This window comes from Pseudomonas sp. ChxA, assembly GCF_030263855.1.
GTDB classification, from domain to species: domain Bacteria; phylum Pseudomonadota; class Gammaproteobacteria; order Pseudomonadales; family Pseudomonadaceae; genus Aquipseudomonas; species Aquipseudomonas fluorescens_CB.
In genome coordinates this window covers 3,004,401-3,025,937 of the sequence record NZ_JARPMK010000001.1, presented here as the reverse complement: position 1 = coordinate 3,025,937, position 21,537 = coordinate 3,004,401, and the positions used below count along the sequence as shown (strand labels likewise).

The following is a 21,537-nucleotide window of genomic DNA, read 5'->3' as shown; positions in this document are numbered from 1 at the left end:
ATTGACTGTCGCGACATAAATACAAGTTTCCAAATGTAAAAAACGCTCTAATAGCGCCCTGTAGATTCGCTTTAAAGATCTGGGAGATCTCAATGCCCCATGAAGGCAACCTGTTACAAGCAGCCGTGGTGTTCCTGCTCGCCGCTGTGTTAACCGTGCCTTTGGCCAAGCGCCTGCAACTGGGCGCCGTGCTGGGCTATCTGTTTGCCGGTGTGATCATCGGCCCGTCGGTGCTGGGCCTGGTGGGCAACCCGCAGAGCGTCGCGCAGTTCTCTGAACTGGGTGTGGTGTTGCTGCTGTTTATCATCGGCCTGGAGCTGTCGCCCAAACGTTTATGGGTGATGCGCAAAGCGGTGTTCGGGGTTGGCCTGGCTCAGGTGGTGCTCACCGGCGTGGTGATGGGCGTGGTGGCGTTGTGGCTGTTTGACCAACCCTGGAACAGCGCGATCGTGCTGGGCCTGGGCCTGGCGCTGTCCTCCACGGCGTTTGGCCTGCAAAGCCTGGCCGAACGCAAGGAACTCAACCAGCCCCACGGGCGCCTGGCGTTTGCCATCCTGCTGTTCCAGGACATCGCGGCGATCCCGCTGATCGCCATGGTGCCGCTGCTGGCCGGCAGCGATCACCCGACCACCGAAGCCCAGGGCGTGCAACACGTGCTGCAGATTCTGGGCAGCATCGCCGTGGTGATCATCGGCGGGCGTTACCTGCTGCGCCCGGTGTTTCGCATCGTTGCCAAGACCGGCCTGCGCGAAGTGTCTACCGCCACCGCGCTGCTGGTGGTGATCGGCACCGCCTGGTTGATGGAACTGGTCGGTGTGTCCATGGCCCTCGGTGCGTTCCTCGCCGGGCTGCTGCTGGCCGACTCGGAGTACCGCCACGAACTGGAATCCCAGATCGAGCCGTTCAAGGGCCTGCTGCTGGGCCTGTTTTTTATCAGCGTGGGCATGGGCGCCAACCTCAGCCTGCTGCTCAGCACGCCGCTGATGGTGATCGGGCTGACCTTGCTGCTGATCGGCCTGAAACTGCCGCTGCTGTACGCCGTGGGCCGGCTGGTGGGTGACCTCAACCGCGAAAGCGCCTTGCGCCTCGGTATTGTGCTGGCCGCAGGCGGTGAGTTCGCTTTCGTGGTGTTCAAGATCGGCCGCGACCAGGGCCTGTTCGAGCCGCACCTTTACGACGTGCTGGTGCTGACCATCACCCTGTCCATGGCGGTGACGCCGCTGCTGTTGTTGGTGTGCCCCAAGCTGTTCAAACACAAGGCCAAGACCGTGGAGGTGCCGGAGGAATACCGCACCATCGAAAGCGATGCGCCGCGTGTGGTGATCGCCGGCATGGGCCGTATGGGCCAGATCGTCGCGCGGATCCTGCGCGCGCAAAACATCTCGTTCATTGCCCTCGACACCTCGGTGGAAACCATCGAGCTGACCCGCAGCTTCGGCGGCATGCCGGTGTTCTACGGCGACCCGCAGCGCCCGGAAATCCTGCATGCGGCCAAGGTCGACCAGGCCGAGTTTTTCGTGATCGCCATGGACGACCCGGAAATCAACATCAAGACCGCCGCCCTCGTGCGCAGCCTCTACCCGCACATGAAAATCATCGCCCGCGCACGTAACCGCCAGCACGTTCACCGCCTGGTCGACCTGGACGCCTCGCCGGTGCGCGAGACCTTCTACTCCAGCCTGGAAATGAGCCGTCGCACCCTCGTCGGCCTCGGCTTGAGCCAGGCCCAGGCCGATGCGCGCATTGATCGCTTCAAAAACCACGACCACCAGTTACTCGCCGCTCAACACGCGGTGTATGACGACGCGGCCAAAGTATTGCAATCGGCCCAGGAAGCCCGCACGGAACTGGCGCGGCTGTTTGAGATGGACCGAATCGAGGAGGAGTCAGACAAGGTGTGAGCTTACGGATGAACGATATTGCGAAATTTCTGACAGAATACGCCGCAATTTCGTTCATCCTTGGAGCGCTTCATGGCCACTTTCACCAAGACCGCCGTCCTGCTGGCCCTTGCGCTTACCGCCGGTAGCGTGTTCGCCGCCAGCAAGCCCCCAGCCACGCAGACCATCTCGACCTTGGGCGGCAAGTTCACCTTCAACCTGCCCAAGGCTTACGTCGCCGACACGCTGCCGACCGGTAAGGTCGAGGATGGCACCGCCGACACTCAAGGCACCCTGTACGCCAACTCGACCACGAAAAGTGTGGTGATCGTCGCCGAAACCGTGCGTAACGACGGGGCAAGCATCAAGGACAATGACCCGCAGTTCCTTGATGGCGCCGTGGCCGACTTCGTCAAGGACCAGAGCGCGGCCCTGCCCGACTTCAAGAAGCAAAACGAGAAGAAGCTGACCTTCAAAGGCCTCGGTCTGCGCCAGGTGGACAGCACGGCCACCCAAGGCGGTGGCAAGACCCTGAACTCCACGTTCCTCGGCGGTTCGGGCAACCATCTGCTGGTGATCCAGGCGATTTCGCGGGCGGATGATGTGAAGGGACATGCTGAGTTGGTGAAGCAGATTACCGGCGGCAAGTAACCTGGTTTAACAAACAACACACCTCAACTGTGGGAGCTGGCTTGCCTGCGATAGCCATTTACCAGTCGACCTATTGGGTGGCTGATAAACCGCTATCGCAGGCAAGCCAGCTCCCACATTGTTTAACCGCGCTTTTACTTCAGGCTGTTTTCCAACCAGGCTTTGAGGTCCTGTATTTCAGCCTCGCTCACGGTATGCGGCATGCCCATATACCCATGAAACTCGGGTTTCAAGCCCAGCCCCAGCAACACCTCATTGGCGCGGGTGGCCGACGCATACGGCAGCGCCTGGTCCAACGTGCCATGGCCGATAAAAATCGCCAGGCGATTCAATGGCTCATCAGGCTTGAGCTCAGCCTTGAGCACCGGCAACACGCTGCCACTCAACGCCGCAATCCCGCGCACCATGGCAGGCTTTCGCAAGCCCACTTCATACGCCATGATCGCGCCCTGGCTGAACCCCACCAAAAACACCCGATCACTGCGTGTGTGGTACTTGGCCGTGGCCTTGCTGACAAAGTCTTCAATCAGCTGGGCGCTACGCTGCAAATCCGCGGTCTCGCCGTCGTAATCACCCTCTCCGGGTTTGCGCGCAAACCAGCGATACCCACTGGGGTCCACCGGCATCGGCGCGCGGGCCGACAGATAGGTCCAGGTGGACGGCAACGCGTCCTTGATGCCAAACAAGTCTTCCTCGTTACTGCCAAACCCATGCAGAAAGATCACTAACGGCTGGTTGCGCGCATCACTTTGCGTCTGCTCCAGGTAGGCCAACGGCAAATCGGTGTGCAAGGCATTATCAGCGTGGGCGGCACCAGCGACTAACGCCAGCGCCAGGGCGAACAGTTTGAACATGGGCATCAACCTCAAGGTTTGCGCAACAAATACGTGTCCATGATCCAGCCATTTTCCAGGCGCGCCGCCTTGCGCACCCGTTGGATTTCGTCGGCCACTTCGCTGACTTTGCCGCTGATAAGAATTTCATCCGGCGTGCCCAGGTAGGCGCCCCAGTAAATATCCATATCCTGGTCGGCCACAGTGCGGTAGGAGTCCTCGGCATCCAGCATCACCACCAAGGTGTCGGCATCACTCGCCTGCCCCGCCGCCAACCGGCGCCCCGTGGTGATCTCGATGGAACGGCCGATGCGGTTGAGCGCCACCTTATGCTGGGCCGCCAAAGCCTGCACGCTGGTGATGCCAGGAATGACTTCGAACTCAAACGCACAACGGCCGCTGGCCAGAATCGCCTGCAAGATGCGGATGGTGCTGTCGTACAGCGCCGGGTCGCCCCACGCCAGGAAAGCGCCCACTTCACCGTCGGCCATTTGCTCGTTGATCATGCGCTCGAAGGTCAGTTGCTTGTCGCGGTTCAGGTCCTGCACGGCGGTGGTGTAGTCGATATCACCGCGCACGCGCTCGGGGCAATCGGCCTCGACGAAGCGGTAACCGGGCTCGGTGATGTAGGTTTCGCAGATCTCGCGGCGCAGGTCGATCAGCTTGTCTTTGCTCTGGCCCTTGTCCATCAGAAAAAACACGTCGGTGCGGTTCAGCGCCTTTACGGCCTGCATCGTGATGTAGTCAGGGTTGCCGGCGCCAATGCCGATGATCAGGATGCGTTTCATGGGGTGCTCTCATTGCGGGGCGTGGATTTTGCCATGTTCATGGCCCTAGGCGTGAGTTTCCAGGCGCAGGCGCCACACCGTGTTGAAACGCAGCTCGGTGGCGGACAGCGGCTCGACGTCGATCAAGTAGAACATCGAGATGGGAAACTGCAGGACGTACAGCATGGCGGCGCGGATCACGAACGGGTGGGTGACGGCCACGACATGGCCGGGGTGGCTTTCCAGGGATTTGAGCCAGTGCCCGACCCGCGTGCATAGCTGCTCTACCGATTCACCGCCATGGGGTGCGGCGGTGCTGTCGGTCATCCAGGCCGCCAAGGCGTCGGGGGCCAATTGATCGATAGCCTGGCCTTTCCAGGCGCCGAAATCAGCGTCACGCAAAGCACTTTCGATCTGCGCGTCGGCACCGAACAGGCCTGCGGTCTGACGGGTTCTGGCCTCGGGCGCGCTGACTAACCGCAGGGTTTTCTTGAAACGCCCCGCCAGGGATAACGCCGCACCTTGCCACTCCATCGCGACAGACTCGTCATCGGGAAAACGCCCGCGCTTTTGCAGCGGCGTGACAGCGTGGCAAATCAAGGTCAAGCGGGTGGCCTGCATCACAATTCACTCTGTTTCGTTGCGCAGTCAGCGTAGACTCGCGAAGTTGTTTCAATATGTTACAACAAACATGAAACAGGAAGCCGGTTCAATCCCGGCGCGGTCGCGCCACTGTATTCGGCCTTTTAGCCGTAAGCCAGACCCTGTTTCAGCCCTATCGCTATCCATTTCGGGACGCGTCATCCCTGGAGGTTTTCATGGCTACTACTGCTGCAACCCATCCTGATGTCTATGTGCCAACGATCCCACTGGGCGAGATTTTGCCCTGGGCGATCTTTGGCGGCCTGCTGCTGATGCTGGCGATCTACTTTGTCGGCGCCGAGCAAGGCGCCACCGCCGTGTTCAAAGGCATGTACGTGCACGAGTTTGTACACGACGGTCGTCACCTGCTGGGTTTTCCCTGCCATTAATTCATAAGAGAGCCACAACATGACAGGGCATTTACTCGTACGCGGGATGCTGGTGGGCTTGCTCGCCGGCGTGTTGGCGTTTGGCTTCGCCAAGACCTTTGGTGAGCCGCAGATCGACAAGGCCATCGCCTTCGAAGACCAGATGGCACAGATGCACGGCGATGCGCCGGAAGAAGAACTGGTGAGCCGTGAAGTGCAAAGCACCTTCGGCCTGTTCACTGGTGTGGTGGTGTACAGCGTGTCACTGGGCGGTATCTTCGCCCTGGTGTTCGCCTATTCCCTGGGCCGTATCGGCAAGGTCGGCCCGCGTGGCTTGGCGGCGCTGTTGGCGTTGGCGGCGTTTGTGACGCTGATTGTGGTGCCTGGGCTTAAATACCCGGCCAATCCGCCGTCGGTGGGCGATCCTGAGACGATAGCGCAGCGTACCAAGCTGTTTTTCCTGATGCTGCTGGTGTCGGTGGTGGCGGCGGTGATTGCCGTCAACGCGGCCCGCAAGCTGATTGCCAGCCGTGGTGTGTGGGCTGGGGCGATCCTCGGGGTGGCGCTGTATATCGTGATTGTGTCGGTGGCGGGTAGCCTGTTTCCGGTGATCAACGAAGTGCCGGAGCAGTTTTCGGCGGTGCTGCTGTGGAAGTTTCGCGTGGCGTCGTTGGGGATTCAGCTGGTGCTGTGGACGACCTTGGGGTTGGTGTTTGGTGCTGTGGCCGAGCGTAAGCTGAGTCAGCCTCGGGCGCGGTTTGGCTCTTGAGATTTTGAGCAAACCTGTGGGAGCTGGCTCGCAGCGGTGCGACGATTCGGCAAGCCAGGTCCCACAGAAAATCAGATCTTCAGTGTATCCAGATCCGCCTTTCGCGTTTGATCCAACCACTCAGGTCGGCTACTTGGCCGCCGGGCTACGGCTCCCCTTCCCCCGTCTCGAGCCACTCCTTGCTCAAACTCAACGCACGCGCCAGCCCCTCCAGATGTGCACCCGGCAAACCACGCAAAAACCAATTGTTCAAACGTTGCGGACTGATGCGCAACCACTCGGCAAAGGCCGTCGGAGGAATTTCGCACGCCTTGAGCGCCACCCGCAGGCGGTGCCCCGAATGTGAAAGACAGTTTGGCGGTGACGCCTGGCCCTGAAGATGCTTTTTGCGGATATTCATGAATGATCGGCTCCCTGCCGTATTTTTTCCCAGCAGTGACTATAAACCCCAACGTCCCTGAGCAATCAGGCCAGCGCTGCTGCCGCCGCAGGCGGCACAACCACCGGGCTAGCGCTGGCAACAAAATCTTCTTTGCGCAACACCACCAGGGCAATCAGCGATACCACACCGGTGGCCACGTAGAAGTACCACGGTGAAGTGATGTCGCCCGTCACTTTGATCAGCCAGGTGGAGATCAACGGCGCGCTGCCGCCAAACACCGCAACCGGCACGTTATAGGCCACGGCAATCCCGGTGGAGCGGATGCGCGTGGGCAGCAACTCACTCATCAGCGCGTAGGTGGATGAGGCGTACAGCCCGAACAGGATCGCCACCGTCATCAACGGCGCGAAGAACGACGCGGGCGTGGCGGTGGGTGCCGACTTGAACAGCCAGAACATCGCCAGCGTGGCCAGGGTGCCGATCACCATCAGAAACGGCTTGCGCCCGTATTTGTCGGTGAAGGCGCCACCAAACGGCATCACGAATGCCGCCGAGAAGCTGGCGACAAACACATAGAGCAAGGTGGTGCCGCTGTCGAACTTGAGGATCTTGGCCATGTAGGTCGAGGCGAAGGTCAGCACCAGATAGAAGATCGAACTGTGCAAGGTGATGATGAAGAACACCAAAGCGATCGCGCGCTTCCACTGCCAGACCTCACGCAACGGTGCGCGGGAAGTTTGCCCGGCGCGTTGCAGGGCCAGAAACTCCGGGCTGTCTTCCAGCTTGAGGCGGATGTACATGGAGATAAAGCCCAACGGCGCCGCGATCAGGAACGGCACGCGCCAGGCCCATTCCTGCATCATCTCGGCGCCGAGGATCCAGGTCATGCCGTTAGCCACGGCGCCACCCAGCAGCAGGCCGAGCACAGCGGTGACCATCAGCCAGCACGTGGCAAAACCACGGCGGCCAGGGCCGGCGTATTCGGAGATAAAGCTGGTGACGGTGCCGATTTCGCCGCCCGCCGAAAAGCCCTGCACGCAGCGCACCAGGATCAGCAGGATTGGCGCGGCTATGCCAAGGGTCGCGTAAGTGGGCAACAGGCCAAGCATTACGGTGGAACCGGTCATCATCACCAGCGCCATAATCAGGGTTTTGCGTCGGCCGATCTTGTCCGCCAACGGGCCGAAGAACAGCCCGCCCAAAGGCCGGATAAAGAAGCTCAGGGCGAACGCCGCGAAACTGGCGAGCAGGCTGGTGGTGGGATCATCGGAGACGAAAAACGCCTGGCCGATGTACACGGCGAGAAAGCCGTAGACGCCGTAGTCGTACCACTCGATCAAGTGGCCGGAGGTGGCACCGAGAAATGCACGGCGGCGCTTGCGCTGCGTATCTTGCGCTGTATTGCCCATCGAAGGGACTCCTTGTCGGTTGTTCTGTCCATGAAAACTAGGAAAGCGCGGCGATACTCGCTGCTTTCAACCACTGCCGCAAGTCGGTCTTGAGAGTTTTTCCGTAACTGTTCTTGGGCAAATCAGCTCTGAACACATACTTTTTGGGTTTCTTGAACGAGGCCATGCGCTGCAGAAACCACGCGGTGAGTTCGGCCTCGTCCAGCGCCTGCCCGCTGCGTGTGACCACAAAGGCCACCACTGACTCGCCCCATTGCGCGTCCGGCTCGCCCACCACACACACCTCGGACACCTCGGGATGCTGCACCAGCACTTCCTCGACTTCACGCGGGTACACATTGCTGCCGCCGCTGATGATCACGTCTTTGGAGCGGTCGGTGAGGGTCAGGTAGCCGGCCGGGTCGAGAAAGCCGATATCGCCAGTGAGCAACCAGCCATCAACCAGGGTTTGCGCGGTGGCCTCTGGGTTGCGCCAATAACCTTGCATCACCGTGGCGCCGCGCACGGCGATTTCACCGCGCTCGCCGGGCGCCAGCGGTTGGTGCCGGGCGTCGAGAATGCGGATTTCAACACAGGCTTGCGCGTGGCCGACGGAGGCCGCCAAGGTTGACCAGCCCGGACGCTGGCGGTCCGCGATCAGTGCCCGCGGCAATACGCTGATGGTCATCGGGCTTTCACCCTGGCCGTAGATCTGCACCAACCGTGCGCCGAAAGTGTCGAGCGCCTCGCACAGATCGGCCAGGTACATCGGGCCACCGCCGTAGACGATGGTCTTGATGCCGTCGCCACCATAACCCTGGCGCCGCGCTTGTTCGACCATGCGCTTGACCATGGTCGGCGCGGCGAACAGCGATACATTGCCCAGCTCCGTAGCCAAGCCAAACAGCTCGCCGGCATCAAAACCGCCGGAAGCCGGCACCACATGCCGGGCGCCGCAGCGCACATGGATGAAGTTGTACAGCCCCGCACCGTGGGACATCGGCGCGGCATACACGGCTGCGTCGTCGGCACTGACCGGGTCGACATCCGTGGGGTAACACAACGACATGGCGACCAGGTTGCCGTGGGACAACATCACGCCCTTGGAGCGCCCGGTGGTGCCGGAGGTGTAGAACAGCCAGGCCAGGTCCTGACTCTGGCGCGGCACCGGCTGCTCCAGGGTCGGCCAGCCACGTGTCGGCGGCAGCGTGTGAGCGTCCAGTTCCTTGCAGCGCGCAGGCAGATCCCGGGATGACGAAAATACCCGGCCGCCGTCGGTAAAGATCAGGCGGGCCTCGGCATTGGCGGCAATCCACGCGGCTTCTGTTGGGTGCAGTTTGGCGTTGATCGGCACCACCACGCCACCCAGCCACCAGATGGCGTAGAGCACTTCCAGGTAGTCGCAGCTGTTCTTCATCAGCAGCGCTACCGCATCGCCCGGCACCAGGCCAAATTGATCGACCAGTTGCGCGGCGCGTTGCCGGACATGGGCGGTGAAGGTCGCGTAGTCGGCCACTTGCCGCGTGCCCTCAAACAACGCCGGGCGTTGCGGGTCGCGGCGCTGGGTGTCGTGCAGCCAGTTGGCAATGTTCATGGCTCAGCTGCGCCGCGCTTGCAGAACCGAGGCATAGTTGGCCACGGCCATCCCGCCCATGTTGAACACCAGGCCGAATTCGGGGTTGGGTACCGCCAGGCCGATCGGCTCGCCGGTCAATTGGCGAAACGCCAGGGCATGCATCGATACACCGGTGGCCCCCACCGGATGCCCCTTGGCCTTGAGCCCGCCGGACAGGTTCACCGGCAACCGCCCGCCCGCGCGCACCACACCGCTGTCGAGCACACGGTGCCCCTCACCTTTGGGCGCCAGGCCCATGGCTTCGTAGATCAGCAGTTCGGCGATGGTGAAGCAGTCATGCACCTCGGCGAAGCTCAGGTCGGCCAGGGTGACATTCGCCCCGCGCAACGCCGTGTGGATCGCGCGTTGCGGGCCTTCAAACGCGAGGATGTCGCGCTGGGCAATCGGTAGGCAATCGTTGACCTGGGTCAGCGTGCGAATCTGCACGTCACGACGAAACGCGCGCGCACGCTTGGGCGAAGCCAGGATGATCGCCGCAGCGCCGTCACTGATCAGCGAGCAATCGGTCAGGCGCAACGACTCGGCCACAAACGGGTTGCTCTTGGACACGTTGTTGCAGTGCTCGAAATCCATCACCCGGTGCATCTGTGCCAACGGGTTGGCCATAGCGTTGGAGTGGTTCTTGGTGGCGATGGCCGCCATCGAGCCCAGCGGGCAGTGGTAGCGCTCGGCATATTGACGCGCCGCACGGCCGAACATCTGCGGGAAACTCAAGCCTGCTTCGGCCGGGTCGTTCTGATAGCCGGCACCGGCCAAGGCCTGGGTCACCTCGGCGGTGGTGGTGTGGGTCATCTTTTCGGCGCCTACCACCAACACCAACTCGGCGCTGCCGGACAGGATCGCCTGGACTCCGGCCAGGATTGCCGCCGAGCCGGACGCGCAGGCGTTTTCACAGCGGGTCGACGGTTTAAAGCGCAGCCCGGGGTCGGCCTGCAGCAGCAGTGAGGCCGGGAACCCATCGGGCACCAACCCGGAGTTAAAGTGGCCAAGGAACAACGCATCGATCTCGCTCGCGTCAATCGCCGCGTCCTTCAGGGCTTCGCGGGTGACCTGTACGATCAGATCCTCCAAGCTGGTGCCGTCAAGGCGACCAAAACGTGAATGACCGGCAGCAACAATGGAGACGCAATCAGCTGGCATAATCAATTTCTTCTATTTTTGGTGCGGACATTTACCTACAATGACCCACCGTTGGGCGCGCGCCAATTCGTGCAACTACTTACATGGCTAAGTAGCCCCAGTTGAGAAAAGCGAAGAGGCAGGATGCCCAATGAACGCGTTTGCACAGCAGTTCCACGACATAGAACGCCTGGCGTTCCAGCTCTCCCCCGCGCCGCAACTGGTCACCCGCAACCGCGTGATGGTCGACTGTAATGAGGCTTTCCTGCAGTTGTTCGGCTATTCGCGCGACGCATTGGTCAACCAACTGACGCTGCTGATCTACCCTTCCCAGGCTGACTACCACGCCATTGGCAAGCGCAGCCATGATTGGTTGCTGGAGAGCGAAAACGGCTTCTATTCCGACGAGCGCTTCATGCAGCACCAGAACGGCGAAGTGTTCTGGGCCAAGTCCCACGGCTACACCCTCACGCCCAAAGACCCGTTCAAGCTGATGATCTGGCACTTCGAACGCCTGGACCGCACCCACCAAGGCACCGGCGATCTCACGCCACGGGAGCGGGAAATCGCCATGCACATCGTCAATGGCCTCAAGTCCAAGGAAATAGCCCTACGCCTGGCGATCTCCCACCGCACGGTGGAGGTGCACCGGGCGCGCTTGATGAGAAAGTTGCAGGCCAAGACGGTGGTGGAATTGGTGTCGAAAATTATTATGGTGGCGTGACAGTCGTAGAACTTTGCCGGACGTCGCTCAGCGGAATTTGCAGGGCATTGACAGTTTTTTCATATCTGGCCAGCTATGCTGCGGCCCTTCGTTGGGGAGTAACCGGCTTCTGACCCGTTCAGAAGCGTTCGTATCAACATATTCGGCAACCTGCCGTGGTACGAACACCGTTGTGGTTGGTGAGACCAGCGACACATCCATGCCTAAAGTCGGGCGTGTGGTTGTGTCGTTGACTCATACAGCCCGACTGGAAGCCTTACCGTGAACCCCATTTCTCTTATTCTTCTCGCCCTGGCCATGTCCACGGACGCCTTTGCGGCGGCCATCGGCAAAGGCTCCAGCCTGCACAAACCACGCTTGGTCGAAGCGCTGCGCGCCGGCCTGATCTTTGGTGTGATCGAAGCCATCACGCCCATGATCGGCTGGGCCATCGGCCACGCCGCCACGCGCTGGGTGGAGGACTGGGACCACTGGATCGCCTTTACCCTGCTGGTGGCGCTGGGCTTGCACATGATCTGGAACGGGCTCAAGGCCGATGACGATGAGGTGGAGAAACCCAGCCAGCATTCGTTCATGATTCTCGCAGTAACAGCCTTTGCCACCAGCATCGATGCACTGGCGGTGGGCGTAGGCCTGGCGTTTGTCGATGTGAATATTCTGGTGTCTGCGGCGGCAATCGGCCTGGCGACCATGACCATGGTGACCATCGGCATGATGCTTGGGCGGGTGCTGGGGACGGTGGTGGGCAAACGCGCCGAGATGGTCGGCGGCGTGGTGCTGATGCTGGTGGGTGCGACGATACTCTACGAGCACTTGTCCGCGTGAAGTTTACGAGACTTAAGTCCTGAACAGCTATATGTGGGAGCTGGTTTGCCTGCGATGGCGGTCTTTTGGTGGTGTACATATCCGTTGCTGCGGTAACGGCTGAGTAGGGTTCCGCTCTTACAGCGGGTCACTTTTGTAAAGACCGGAATGCCGGCCCAGACAAAAGTAACCAAAAAGTCTTCGCCCCAACACTCGGTGCCTCGCTATGGCTCGGCATGCCCTCACTCCGGCTTGAATCCGTGGGCCGCCGCGATGGGCCATCCTTGGCCCAGCGCGGCTAACCCGGCGTCCTGCCGGGTTACCCACGGATTCAAGCCTGCGTTCGGCCATCGTGTTTAACGGGGCGATTTGAGATCAAGATCAAAAGCGCAGATCAAAAGACCGCTGACTTCGTCATCGAAAAGGATGTAAGGGCCAGAGCAACAACAACAGCAACAGCAAAGCAACAGCAGAGCCATACTCGGTCAAAGGTGGGAGCTGGCTTGCCTGCGATAGCATCAACTCAGTGTGCCTGATGTACCGAGGTGTCTGCATCGCAGGCAAGCCAGCTCCCACAGAAAGGCAGATCCCAAAGAAAAGCAGCTCTTCAATGCCTGTAAATCCGCAGCCGGCCTCATATTCAGAACTGCATGCGGTCAACTGTGGGAGCGGGCTTGCTCGCGAATGCGGTGTATCAGTGACAGATAAATTGACTGACCCACCGCATTCGCGAGCAAGCCCGCTCCCACATTTAGACCGCGTTGTATCAGGTAGATAGGCTTTGGCTTTGGCTTTGGCTTTGCACTTGACCTGGCTCTTGCTTCAACCACTCAGGTCGGCTTTCAGGCCGCCGTGCTGTAGATCTTGATCTTGATTTTGATCTGAGACGCCCCGTTAACCACGATGGCCGAACGCAGGCTTGAATCCGTGGGTAACCCGGCAGGACGCCGGGTTAGCCGCGCTGGGCCAAGGATGGCCCATCGCGGCGGCCCACGGATTCAAGCCGGAGTGAGGGCATGCCGAGCCTAAGCGAGGCACCGAGTGGTGGGGCACAGACCTTTTGGTTACTTTTGGGGCGTTTGCCAAAAGTGACCCGCTGTAAGAGCGGAACCCTACTCAGCCGTTACCGCAGCAACGGATATGTACTCCGACAAACCGCCACAGCAGGCAAGCCCGCTCCCACACAAAAGCAACGCTCAGTGCTGAATGAAGGCGCGCTTTACGCCGCGTGACTTTCCTTCTTCAAGCTCTGCATATCAATCACAAACCGGTATTTCACATCGCCCTTGAGCATCCGCTCGTAGGCTTCATTGATGCCCTGGATATCAATCATCTCAATGTCCGAGACAATCTTGTGCTTGGCACAAAAGTCCAGCATCTCCTGGGTTTCCTGGATGCCACCGATCAGCGAACCGGCCAGGCTGCGGCGTTTGAAGATCAGGTTGAACACCGCCGGTGACGGGTGCGGGCTGTCGGGTGCGCCGACCAGGGTCATGGTGCCGTCGCGCTTGAGCAGGCTGATAAATGCGTCAAGGTTGTGCGGCGCAGCCACGGTATTGAGGATAAAGTCGAGGCTGTTGGCGACCTTGGCCATTTCGTCCGGGTTCTTCGACACCACCACCTGATCGGCGCCCAGCCGCAAACCGTCTTCGCGCTTGTTCGGTGAGGTGGTAAACAGCGTTACGTGAGCGCCCATGGCGTGGGCGATTTTCACCGCCATATGGCCCAGACCACCGAGGCCGACCACCCCGACTTTCTTGCCCGGCCCAACCTTCCAATGGTGCAGCGGCGAATAGGTGGTGATCCCGGCACAGAGCAACGGCGCCACGGCCGCCAGGTTGGCATCGCCGTGCGAGATGCGCAGCACGAACTTCTCCTTGACCACGATGTTGTCCGAGTAACCGCCGAAGGTGTTTTCACCCCCAAACATCGGGCCGTTATAAGTGCCGGTAAAGCCATTCTCGCAGTATTGCTCCTCGCCCTCGGCGCAGGAAGCGCACGCCTGGCAGCTGTCGACCATGCAGCCGACACCGGCCAGGTCGCCGACTTTGAATTTTTTGACATTGGCGCCTACCGCCGTCACACGACCGACAATCTCATGGCCAGGCACCGACGGATAAAGCGTGTTGTGCCACTCGTTGCGCACGGTGTGCAGGTCGGAGTGGCACACGCCGCAGTAAAGAATATCGATCTGTACATCATCCGCCCCTGGCGCACGCCGCTCGAAGGTGAAAGGCTTGAGTGAGTCCTTGGAATCCCGCGCGGCGTAGCTATAAGTCTTGGCCATTTGGTTCACCTGTTGATCTGACGGTAGAGGTCAGTGGACCAGCATAGACGCTGAACCGTTCAACCGAGTTCGTACACCACCGCCCTTCGTCCGGTTTCGCCGTTTTTTGCGCTGAACCGCTGACCGACCGCCACGGTCCCAATCCACACGTTCATCGTTACAGGAAGGCTCACATGACACTGCCCAAAGAAATGACCCTGATTGAAATCACCACGCCTGGTGGCCCTGAAGTCCTGCAACCGCGTCGCGCAGACGTACCGGTAGCCGGCCCCGGCGAAATTCTGATCCGCGTGTATGCCGCCGGGGTGAACCGTCCCGATGCCCTGCAACGCGCCGGCAAGTACCCGATGAAACCCGGCATGAGCCCGATACCGGGCCTGGAAGTGGCCGGCGAAGTGGTTGCGCTGGGCGATGGCGTCAGTGAATACAGCCTCGGTGACAAGGTCTGTGCCCTGACCAATGGTGGCGGCTATGCACAGTTCTGCGCCGTACCCGCCAGCCAGGCCCTGCCGATTCCTGAAGGCATGGATTGGATTCAAGCCGCTGCCGTGCCAGAAACCTTTTTTACTGTCTGGGCCAACCTGTTCGGCCTGGGTGGCGCGCACACAGGCCAACGCGCGTTGATCCACGGCGGCACCAGCGGCATCGGCACCACCGCGCTGATGCTCTGCCAGGAGTTCGGCATCCAGGCGTTCGCCACCGCCGGCAGCGCCGACAAATGCGCGGCGATTGCCAAACTGGGCGCCGAGCCGATCAATTACCGCGAGCAGGACTTTGCCGAGGTCATCGCCAAGAAGACCGACGACCAGGGCGTCGACGTGATCCTCGACATCATGGGAGCCTCCTACCTGAACAACAACCTCAAGGCCCTGGGCATGGACGGGCACTTGGTGATGCTGGGCTTCCTCGGCGGCGGCAAAGCCAATGACGTCGACCTGCTGACGATTCTCGGCAAACGCGCGGTCATCACCGGCTCGCTGTTGCGCGCTCGCACCAAGGACGAGAAAGCCGCAATCGCTGAGCAACTGCGCGAATACATATGGCCGGTGCTGTCCGCCGGGCGCTGCCTGCCGATCATCGACAAGGTGTACGAATACACCGACGCCGCCCAGGCCCATGCGCGCATGGAAGGTGGCGACCATATCGGCAAGATTGTGCTGCGGGTGGCGTGATTAGCCGGCGTATACCGGGTAGTCGGTATAGCCCCGCGCCGAGCCGCCGTACATGCCCTCCGCCTGCAGCTGGTTCAATGGCCAGCCGTTGAAAAGCCGCTGCGGCAGGTCCGGGTTGGCAATGAACGGGCGTCCGAATGCGATCAAGTCCGCCAGCCCCGCCTCCAACAGCTTTGCACCGCGCTCAGCGGTGTAGCGCCCGGCGTAGATGATGCGCCCGCTGAAGGTGCTGCGCACCGCCTGGCGGAAAGTTTCCGGCAGGTCCGGTGCGTTGTCCCAGTCGGCTTCGGCAATGGACACATAGGCAATGCCCGACGCCTCCAGCACCTTGATCGCCTCGATATAGGTGTGATGCGGGTCTTGTTCCACCAGGCCGATATACACGCGGTCCTGATCAGTGCCGCTGAACAACGGTGAAAAACGCACGCCAAGGCGCTCAGGCCCAACCACGGCCGTCACGGCTTCAACGATCTCGCGCAGAAAGCGCAGGCGATTGTGCAATGAGCCGCCGTATTCGTCGTCACGTTGGTTGGCATGCGCAGAGATGAACTGGTTGACCAGATAGCCATTGGCGGCATGGATTTCCACGCCATCAAAACCGGCGTCCAAGGCATTGCGTGCCGCCTGGGCGTAGTGCCCCACCAGTTCCTCAATCTCCAGCACGCTCAATGCGCGCGGCACCGGCGGCTGTTTCAATTCACCCACGCCAGGGCCGGTTTCAATGAACGCCTTTGCTTGCAGCGCCGCAAGCGCAGACGGCGCCACGGGTGCTGCACCATCCGGCTGCAACGCGTTATGGGACACACGGCCAACATGCCAGAGCTGAGCGAAAATCACCCCGCCTTCGGCATGCACCGCCTCGGTGACTTTGCGCCAGCCGTCGATCTGCGCTGCTGTGTAGATACCTGGCGTCCACGCGTAGCCTTGACCACGCGGTTCGATCTGCGTGCCTTCACTGACCATAAACCCGGCAGTGGCGCGCTGGCGGTAATATTCGGCCATCAGGTCGGTGGCGATATCACCCGGTTGCGCACTGCGTTGACGGGTCAAAGGCGGCAGCACAACCCGGTTATTCAAAGTGTGATGCCCCAGTTTTACCGGGGTATTTAAAACACGCATAGTCATGAGTCACTGTCCAAATTCAGGGCGAACAAAAGCGTTGGCGGCTCTTGAGAGCCGCCAATACCTACAACGGTTAGTTAATTTACGCGGTGAGTTTCAGCAGGGCCTTGGCCACATCACTGGAACTGGCGGGGTTCTGGCCCGTCACCAGCAAGCCATCTTCAAGCACGAAGGATTGCCAGTCGGCGCCCTTCTCATACAGGCCACCGAGGGCCTTGAAATCATCTTCAATCAAAAACGGCACCACATCGGTCAGGCCCACGGCGGCTTCTTCGGAATTGGAGAAGCCCGTCACACGACGGCCCTTCACCAACGGCTCGCCGTTGATCGCCTTGACGTGACGCAGCGCGCCCGGCGCATGGCAGACAAACCCGATCGGCTTACCGGCGCGCTCAAAGGCTTCGATCAGCGCGATCGACGCTTGCGATTCGGCCAGGTCCCACAATGGCCCATGACCACCTGGGTAAAACACCGTGTCGAAGTCGGCAGCATTCACCGAGTCCAGCTTGACGGTGTTGGCCAGCGCCTGCTGCGCGGCCGAATCGGCGGCAAAGCGGCGGGTATCGTCGGTTTGCGCATCCGGCTGGTCACTGACCGGGTCCAGCGGTGGCTGACCACCGGCCGGCGATGCCAGCACCAGTTCGGCACCGGCGTCCTTGAAGGTGTAATACGGAGCGGCAAATTCTTCGAGCCAGAAGCCGGTTTTACGACCGGTATCGCCCAGCTGGTCGTGAGAGGTCAGTACCATTAATACTTTCATTTTCCAGTGCCTCGATCGATGGGTTGCAGTAGGTGTTGAGTCAGTAACAGCGCCTCATCAAACGGCGCGGAAGTTCGGGTGATCTTGCTCATGACGCTGGTCCCCAGCCACAACGCATACAGGCGCCGGGCCAGGCTTTCGGGGTGTGACTGTGCCGGCAGCGAGCCGTCTTCAACCCCGTGTTGCAGGGCTTCGGCCAGCAACGCAATGGTGCGGGCGGTGCCGCGCTGCAGGGCCAAACGCATCGGCTCTGAAAGGTCTGACACCTCGGCACCGAGTTTGACGGCAAGGCATTTGCCCGCGTCGGTGCAACTGGTCTGGTTGTCGACCCAGGAGTGCCAATAGCGCATCAACTTGGCAAAACCGGACAGCCCAGGCTGATTAAACAACTGCTGCATGCCGTTGACGTAGTGGTCAAAGTAGCTGTCGAGCAAGACCACGCCGAAGGCATCTTTGGAGTTGAAGTAGTGATAGAACGAGCCTTTGGGCACCTCGGCGGCTTGTAGTATTTCGTTCAAGCCCACCGCAGAAAATCCTTTACGGCCGACAATCACTTGCGCCGTGTCCAGAATGACCTGCCGAGTACTTTTAGCTTGGTTGTTCATCACGCTTCCCGTCCGATTAGACCAGTCGTCTAGTTCGTTGAGGGGATGTTAGGCGCCACGCAAACCTTCAACAATGTCAGATGCGCAAGGATTCCGGACATGCCACAAAGCCGGTTGCCGTTTACCCGGTACGCGCCGACAATCACCACTCCCGCGCCCTTGGCCCGCGTTTTTTGGAGAACAATGATGCACAGCGTTGCGCTGATGGTTTACCCGAACTTTCAATCCCTGAGCCTTAGCCTGGGCTCGGTATTTGAATGCGCGAACCTGCTGCGCGGCGAACCGGCCTATGAGTTTCACCTGGTGTCGGAGAGCGGCGGCGCCGTGATGACCTCCCAAGGCTTTTCGGTGAACACCACGCCGATCCGCGCGCAGGGTTATGACACGCTGATCGTCAGCGGCTATCTGGAATTTCGCTTGCCGCAAGCTAACCTGCTCGAAATGGTCAAGGCCGCCTCCGCCCAATCACGGCGCGTAGCCTCATTGTGCATGGGCATCTTCGTGCTGGCCGAAGCCGGCTTGCTCGAAGGCAAGCGCACCACCACCCACTGGATCCACGCGCCGGCCTTTCGCAAGCGCTACCCGCACATCCAGCTTGAGGAAGATAAACTGTTCGTGGTCGACGGCCAGATCTGGACCGGCGCCGGCATGAGCGCCGGTGTCGACCTGGCACTGGCCATGGTCGAGGCCGACCTGGGTGGCGACCTGGCCCGGCGCATCGCACGCAAACTGGTGATTGCGCAACGTCGCGGCAGTGAGCAGTCGCAATTGTCGGCCCTGCTGGAACTGGACCCCAAGTCCGACCGCGTGCAACTGGCCCTGGCCTATGCCCGCGAAAACCTGACCCACGACCTGTCGGTGGAAGCCCTGGCCGATGTTGCCCGCTTGAGCCCGCGCCAGTTCAGCCGGGTGTTTCGCGAAGAAACCGGGCAAACGCCGGCCAAGGCCATCGAATCACTGCGCGTGGAAGCGGCCCGGGCGATGATGGAAACCAGCCGTCACCCGGTCGAAGTGGTGGCCCGCGAAACCGGCTTTGGTGATCGCGAGCGCATGCGCCAGGCGTTTCTGCGTGCCTTTGGGCAGCCGCCGCAGGCCATGCAACAGGCCTTTAATGCAGCACCGCCCGCGCAATCAGGTAACTCACCAACTGCGGATCATCCTCCAGTTCGAGGGTCTGCACCGGGCGCGGCAAATCATCCAGCACGGCGCGCCAGAACGCCTGGGACACTTCATCCTGGTCATAGAAACGCACCAGCCAATCGGCATGGCCGCTGCTCAACACTTGGGTGGCGATGGCGCGGCCGATGCCCTTGCGGCGATAACGCTTGAGAATGAACAGGTCGGCCAGTTCCAGGGCCTCGATGCCCGGCAGTTCGCTGCCTTCGATCAGCAGGAAGCCGGCGATATAACCGTCCACCAGCAGCAGGTTGGCGCTCCATTGCGGGTCTTGCCAGTAGCGGGTCAGGTGCTCATCGTGGATGTAGAAGCGGCCATCCGCTTCGACATCTTCCTGCTCCCAGTCCGAGGACTCATAGGCGTAATACTGGTAAAGGTTGCGGATCAGCTCGGACTCTTCGGGGCCAGTCTGGATCAATTCAACGGTGGTTTCAGGCATGGGGCTCTCGGTGACAAAACGCAGGGCGCCATTGAACACAAAACACGCGCGCAGGCCAATACATTGCATAACCTTTCTGTTTGCTGAACCGATTGCGGATTTGCCGCGTCCAACCGAAAATCCTGAAACATTTAGAATAAACTTCGTCGGCTTCGATCTTTTTCTCAAGGACCTCTACTTTGACCAACGTGTGTTCCGCCGGCCTGGATGTGGGCTTTGCCTCCCTGGATTACCTGCAGATTTTCATCCTGGGTGTGATCCAGGGCATTACCGAGCTGCTGCCGGTGTCGTCCACCGCCCATATGCGTGTGGTGCCCGCCCTGCTCGGCTGGCAAGACCCGGGCTCGGCGTTTTCGGCGGCGATGCAGTTGGCAGCGCTGGCGGCGGTGGTCAGTTACTTCTGGCGCGATGTACGCCAGGTCACCACGGGCAGCATCGGCGCGGTACGCCGGGGCGACTACAACGACCCGTGGTTCAAGCTGGCGGTGGCGATTGTGCTGGCGACCATCCCTATCTGCATTGCCGGCCTGGCGTTGTCCTCGACCCTCAACAGCTGCAACTCGCCGTTGCGCGGCCTGATGGTGATCGGCATTTCCTGTGTGGTGATGGCGGTACTGCTGGCGGTGGCCGAAGTGCGTGCACGCCATACCCGCGACATGGGCCAAATGCGCCTGCGCGACGCGCTGATTGTTGGGGTTGCGCAGATTGGCGCGTTGATTCCTGGCGTCTCGCGTTCAGGCTCGACGCTGACCGCCGCGCTGTTCCTCAACTTCAAGCGTGAAGAGGCCGCGCGCTTTTCGTTCCTGCTGGGCCTGCCGGCCATCGCACTCGCCGGCTTGAAAGAGCTGTGGGTGCTGCTGCATGCCGACATGCCCGCCCACGCCTGGCCGCATTTGCTTTTCGGGCTGGTGGTGGCAAGTATCTCGGCATTCTTCGCGATCTGGGGCCTGATGAAGTTCCTGGAGCGGTTCTCCACCTGGCCGTTTGTGATTTATCGCGCGCTGCTGGGGATCTTCCTGATTGTGGCGGTCAGCACCGGGTTGCTCAGTTAAGACCCCGGTTGACGGTCGGCCAGCTCTTCGAGCAAATCGGCCGAAGGTACAAAAAACAGGCCGCCGGTCACGGCGGTACTGAAGTCCAGCAGGCGGTCGTAGTTGCCGACCGGGCGGCCGACGAACATGTTTTCCAGCATCAGCTCCAGCGGCTGCGGCGAGCGGGCGTAGCCGATAAAGTAGGTGCCGAACTCGCCAGCGCCTGGGCGGCCAAAGGGCATGTTGTCGCGCAGGATTTTCACTTCTTCGCCGTGTTCGTCGGTGATCACGGTCAAGGCGCTGTGGGAGTTGCTCGGTTTGGTCTCTTCATCCAGCTCGATGTCGGCCAGTTTGGTGCGGCCGATCACCTTCTCCTGGGCTTCCACCGTCAGCTCGTTCCAGGCGCTCATGTTGTGCAGGTACTTTTGCACCAGCACGTAGCTGCCGCCTGCAAATTCCGCGTCTTCATCGCCGACGATGGTGAAGCTTACGGCCTTGCGCCCTACCGGGTTCTCGGTGCCGTCGACAAACCCGATGATGCTGCGCATATCGAAGTAACGGAAACCCTGGACCTCATCCACCACCTTGACGCTGTCGCCTAAGGCCACCATCAGTTGCGTGGCCAGTTCGAAGCACAGGTCCATCTGCTCGGCGCGGATATGCAGCAGGATATCGCCGGGCGTCGACGGCGCCATGCGCCCTGGCACGCCGAACTCGCGAAACGGGTGCAAGGCCGCCGGGCGTGGCCCGCCGAACAACCGACTCCAGGCATCCGAGCCGAAACCGCAGACGCAGGTCAGGTTGCCCGCCGGCACGCGCTTGCCCACCGAACGCACCAGCCCGGCAATATCGCCGCACCAGGCGCGCACCTGGTCTTCACTGCCGGGAGCGACGGTTGCCACCATGAAGATCGCGCTGCTGGTGATGGGATGGCAGACGGACTGCGGCTCAAGAGGTGGCTGAACAGGGCAAGTCTTCATGA

Annotated in this window: 21 protein-coding genes, 1 pseudogene and 2 riboswitches; of the genes and pseudogenes, 9 read left to right on the top strand and 13 right to left on the bottom strand. The window is 60.9% G+C overall.

The genetic code is table 11. The features are described 5' to 3' along the window. Positions 1–92 precede the first annotated feature (92 nt). Together P5706_RS13590 and P5706_RS13585 are read left to right on the top strand one after the other, a co-directional pair. A complete protein-coding gene (locus P5706_RS13590) occupies positions 93–1,901 on the top strand; it encodes a monovalent cation:proton antiporter-2 (CPA2) family protein (protein ID WP_200433688.1) in 1,809 nt (602 codons plus the stop codon). A gap of 72 nt (positions 1,902–1,973) precedes the next feature. Further along, on the top strand, positions 1,974–2,531 hold the full coding sequence (locus tag P5706_RS13585) for a DcrB/PsbP domain-containing protein (protein ID WP_200433687.1): 558 nt from the start codon (positions 1,974–1,976) through the stop codon (positions 2,529–2,531). Positions 2,532–2,665: 134 nt separating this feature from the next. On the opposite strand, the gene P5706_RS13580 is transcribed toward P5706_RS13585, so the two are convergent. Genes P5706_RS13580 through P5706_RS13570 form a run of 3 tightly spaced genes read right to left on the bottom strand, consistent with a single transcriptional unit; the run spans position 2,666 to position 4,752 of the window. Continuing rightward, on the bottom strand, positions 2,666–3,385 hold the full coding sequence (locus P5706_RS13580) for an alpha/beta hydrolase (RefSeq protein WP_285679539.1): 720 nt from the start codon (positions 3,383–3,385) through the stop codon (positions 2,666–2,668). Positions 3,386–3,396: 11 nt separating this feature from the next. Then, positions 3,397–4,152 carry a precorrin-6A synthase (deacetylating) gene (cobF, locus tag P5706_RS13575; RefSeq protein ID WP_236462656.1) on the bottom strand — a complete coding sequence of 252 codons (756 nt, stop codon included), beginning with the start codon at positions 4,150–4,152 and terminating at the stop codon, positions 3,397–3,399. A 45-nt stretch (positions 4,153–4,197) separates the two neighbouring features. Further along, positions 4,198–4,752, bottom strand: coding sequence for a histidine phosphatase family protein (locus tag P5706_RS13570; protein ID WP_285679538.1), 555 nt, complete (start codon positions 4,750–4,752; stop codon positions 4,198–4,200). Between the two features lie 35 nt (positions 4,753–4,787). Continuing rightward, a riboswitch (cobalamin riboswitch) is annotated at positions 4,788–4,917 on the top strand. 32 nt (positions 4,918–4,949) lie between these two features. Between P5706_RS13570 and P5706_RS13565 the strand changes: the two genes are divergently transcribed. Beyond that, positions 4,950–5,162 carry a CbtB domain-containing protein gene (locus tag P5706_RS13565; protein ID WP_200433683.1) on the top strand — a complete coding sequence of 71 codons (213 nt, stop codon included), beginning with the start codon at positions 4,950–4,952 and terminating at the stop codon, positions 5,160–5,162. A 19-nt stretch (positions 5,163–5,181) separates the two neighbouring features. Continuing rightward, the gene (locus P5706_RS13560; protein ID WP_200433682.1) at positions 5,182–5,910 is read left to right on the top strand and encodes a CbtA family protein; all 729 of its coding nucleotides are present in this window, start codon (positions 5,182–5,184) and stop codon (positions 5,908–5,910) included. 145 nt (positions 5,911–6,055) lie between these two features. On the opposite strand, the gene P5706_RS13555 is transcribed toward P5706_RS13560, so the two are convergent. The 4 genes from P5706_RS13555 to P5706_RS13540 all read right to left on the bottom strand — a co-directional run bounded on the left by P5706_RS13555 (position 6,056) and on the right by P5706_RS13540 (position 10,456). Continuing rightward, positions 6,056–6,310, bottom strand: coding sequence for a hypothetical protein (locus P5706_RS13555; protein ID WP_285679537.1), 255 nt, complete (start codon positions 6,308–6,310; stop codon positions 6,056–6,058). Between the two features lie 65 nt (positions 6,311–6,375). Beyond that, positions 6,376–7,701, bottom strand: a complete 1,326-nt coding sequence (locus tag P5706_RS13550; RefSeq protein WP_285679536.1) for an MFS transporter — start codon at positions 7,699–7,701, stop codon at positions 6,376–6,378. A gap of 37 nt (positions 7,702–7,738) precedes the next feature. Then, positions 7,739–9,274 (bottom strand): class I adenylate-forming enzyme family protein, encoded by a 1,536-nt coding sequence (locus tag P5706_RS13545; protein WP_285679535.1) that lies wholly within the window; start codon positions 9,272–9,274, stop codon positions 7,739–7,741. A gap of 3 nt (positions 9,275–9,277) precedes the next feature. Further along, positions 9,278–10,456 carry an acetyl-CoA acetyltransferase gene (locus P5706_RS13540; RefSeq protein ID WP_285679534.1) on the bottom strand — a complete coding sequence of 393 codons (1,179 nt, stop codon included), beginning with the start codon at positions 10,454–10,456 and terminating at the stop codon, positions 9,278–9,280. 130 nt (positions 10,457–10,586) lie between these two features. Here P5706_RS13540 and P5706_RS13535 point away from each other — a divergent pair, with 130 nt between their 5' ends. Both P5706_RS13535 and mntP read left to right on the top strand, forming a co-directional pair. Continuing rightward, positions 10,587–11,159 (top strand): LuxR C-terminal-related transcriptional regulator, encoded by a 573-nt coding sequence (locus P5706_RS13535; RefSeq protein ID WP_138815063.1) that lies wholly within the window; start codon positions 10,587–10,589, stop codon positions 11,157–11,159. A gap of 81 nt (positions 11,160–11,240) precedes the next feature. Further along, positions 11,241–11,408, top strand: a riboswitch (yybP-ykoY riboswitch). Positions 11,409–11,420: 12 nt separating this feature from the next. Continuing rightward, positions 11,421–11,984: a manganese efflux pump MntP gene (gene mntP / locus P5706_RS13530; protein WP_285679533.1), complete on the top strand. Its 564-nt coding sequence runs from the start codon at positions 11,421–11,423 to the stop codon at positions 11,982–11,984. Between the two features lie 1,198 nt (positions 11,985–13,182). Here the strand turns inward: mntP and P5706_RS13525 are convergent. Continuing rightward, positions 13,183–14,250, bottom strand: coding sequence for an NAD(P)-dependent alcohol dehydrogenase (locus P5706_RS13525; protein WP_200434119.1), 1,068 nt, complete (start codon positions 14,248–14,250; stop codon positions 13,183–13,185). Positions 14,251–14,423: 173 nt separating this feature from the next. On the opposite strand from P5706_RS13525, the gene P5706_RS13520 reads away from it, so the two are divergent. Next, positions 14,424–15,422: an NAD(P)H-quinone oxidoreductase gene (locus P5706_RS13520; protein ID WP_285679532.1), complete on the top strand. Its 999-nt coding sequence runs from the start codon at positions 14,424–14,426 to the stop codon at positions 15,420–15,422. On the opposite strand, the gene P5706_RS13515 is transcribed toward P5706_RS13520, so the two are convergent. From P5706_RS13515 to P5706_RS13505, 3 genes are all read right to left on the bottom strand, one after another. Continuing rightward, positions 15,423–16,547, bottom strand: coding sequence for an alkene reductase (locus P5706_RS13515; RefSeq protein ID WP_285679531.1), 1,125 nt, complete (start codon positions 16,545–16,547; stop codon positions 15,423–15,425). It lies immediately after the preceding gene. A 79-nt stretch (positions 16,548–16,626) separates the two neighbouring features. Further along, positions 16,627–17,304, bottom strand: coding sequence for a type 1 glutamine amidotransferase domain-containing protein (locus P5706_RS13510; protein ID WP_285679530.1), 678 nt, complete (start codon positions 17,302–17,304; stop codon positions 16,627–16,629). Next, positions 17,301–17,909, bottom strand: coding sequence for a TetR/AcrR family transcriptional regulator (locus P5706_RS13505; protein WP_200434122.1), 609 nt, complete (start codon positions 17,907–17,909; stop codon positions 17,301–17,303). The genes P5706_RS13510 and P5706_RS13505 overlap by 4 nt, the downstream gene beginning before the upstream one ends. A gap of 186 nt (positions 17,910–18,095) precedes the next feature. On the opposite strand from P5706_RS13505, the pseudogene P5706_RS13500 reads away from it, so the two are divergent. Further along, positions 18,096–19,034, top strand: a pseudogene (locus P5706_RS13500) (GlxA family transcriptional regulator); the annotation flags it as partial. On the opposite strand, the gene P5706_RS13495 reads toward P5706_RS13500, so the two are convergent. Further along, positions 19,018–19,524, bottom strand: a complete 507-nt coding sequence (locus tag P5706_RS13495) for a GNAT family N-acetyltransferase (protein ID WP_285682724.1) — start codon at positions 19,522–19,524, stop codon at positions 19,018–19,020. The pseudogene P5706_RS13500 and the gene P5706_RS13495 sit on opposite strands and share 17 nt — an antisense overlap. A 179-nt stretch (positions 19,525–19,703) precedes the next feature. Between P5706_RS13495 and P5706_RS13490 the strand changes: the two genes are divergently transcribed. Then, the gene (locus P5706_RS13490) at positions 19,704–20,576 is read left to right on the top strand and encodes an undecaprenyl-diphosphate phosphatase (protein ID WP_065932133.1); all 873 of its coding nucleotides are present in this window, start codon (positions 19,704–19,706) and stop codon (positions 20,574–20,576) included. Here the strand turns inward: P5706_RS13490 and P5706_RS13485 are convergent. Continuing rightward, positions 20,573–21,535, bottom strand: coding sequence for a Dyp-type peroxidase (locus tag P5706_RS13485; protein WP_285679529.1), 963 nt, complete (start codon positions 21,533–21,535; stop codon positions 20,573–20,575). The two genes, P5706_RS13490 and P5706_RS13485, sit on opposite strands and share 4 nt — an antisense overlap. Positions 21,536–21,537 lie beyond the last annotated feature (2 nt).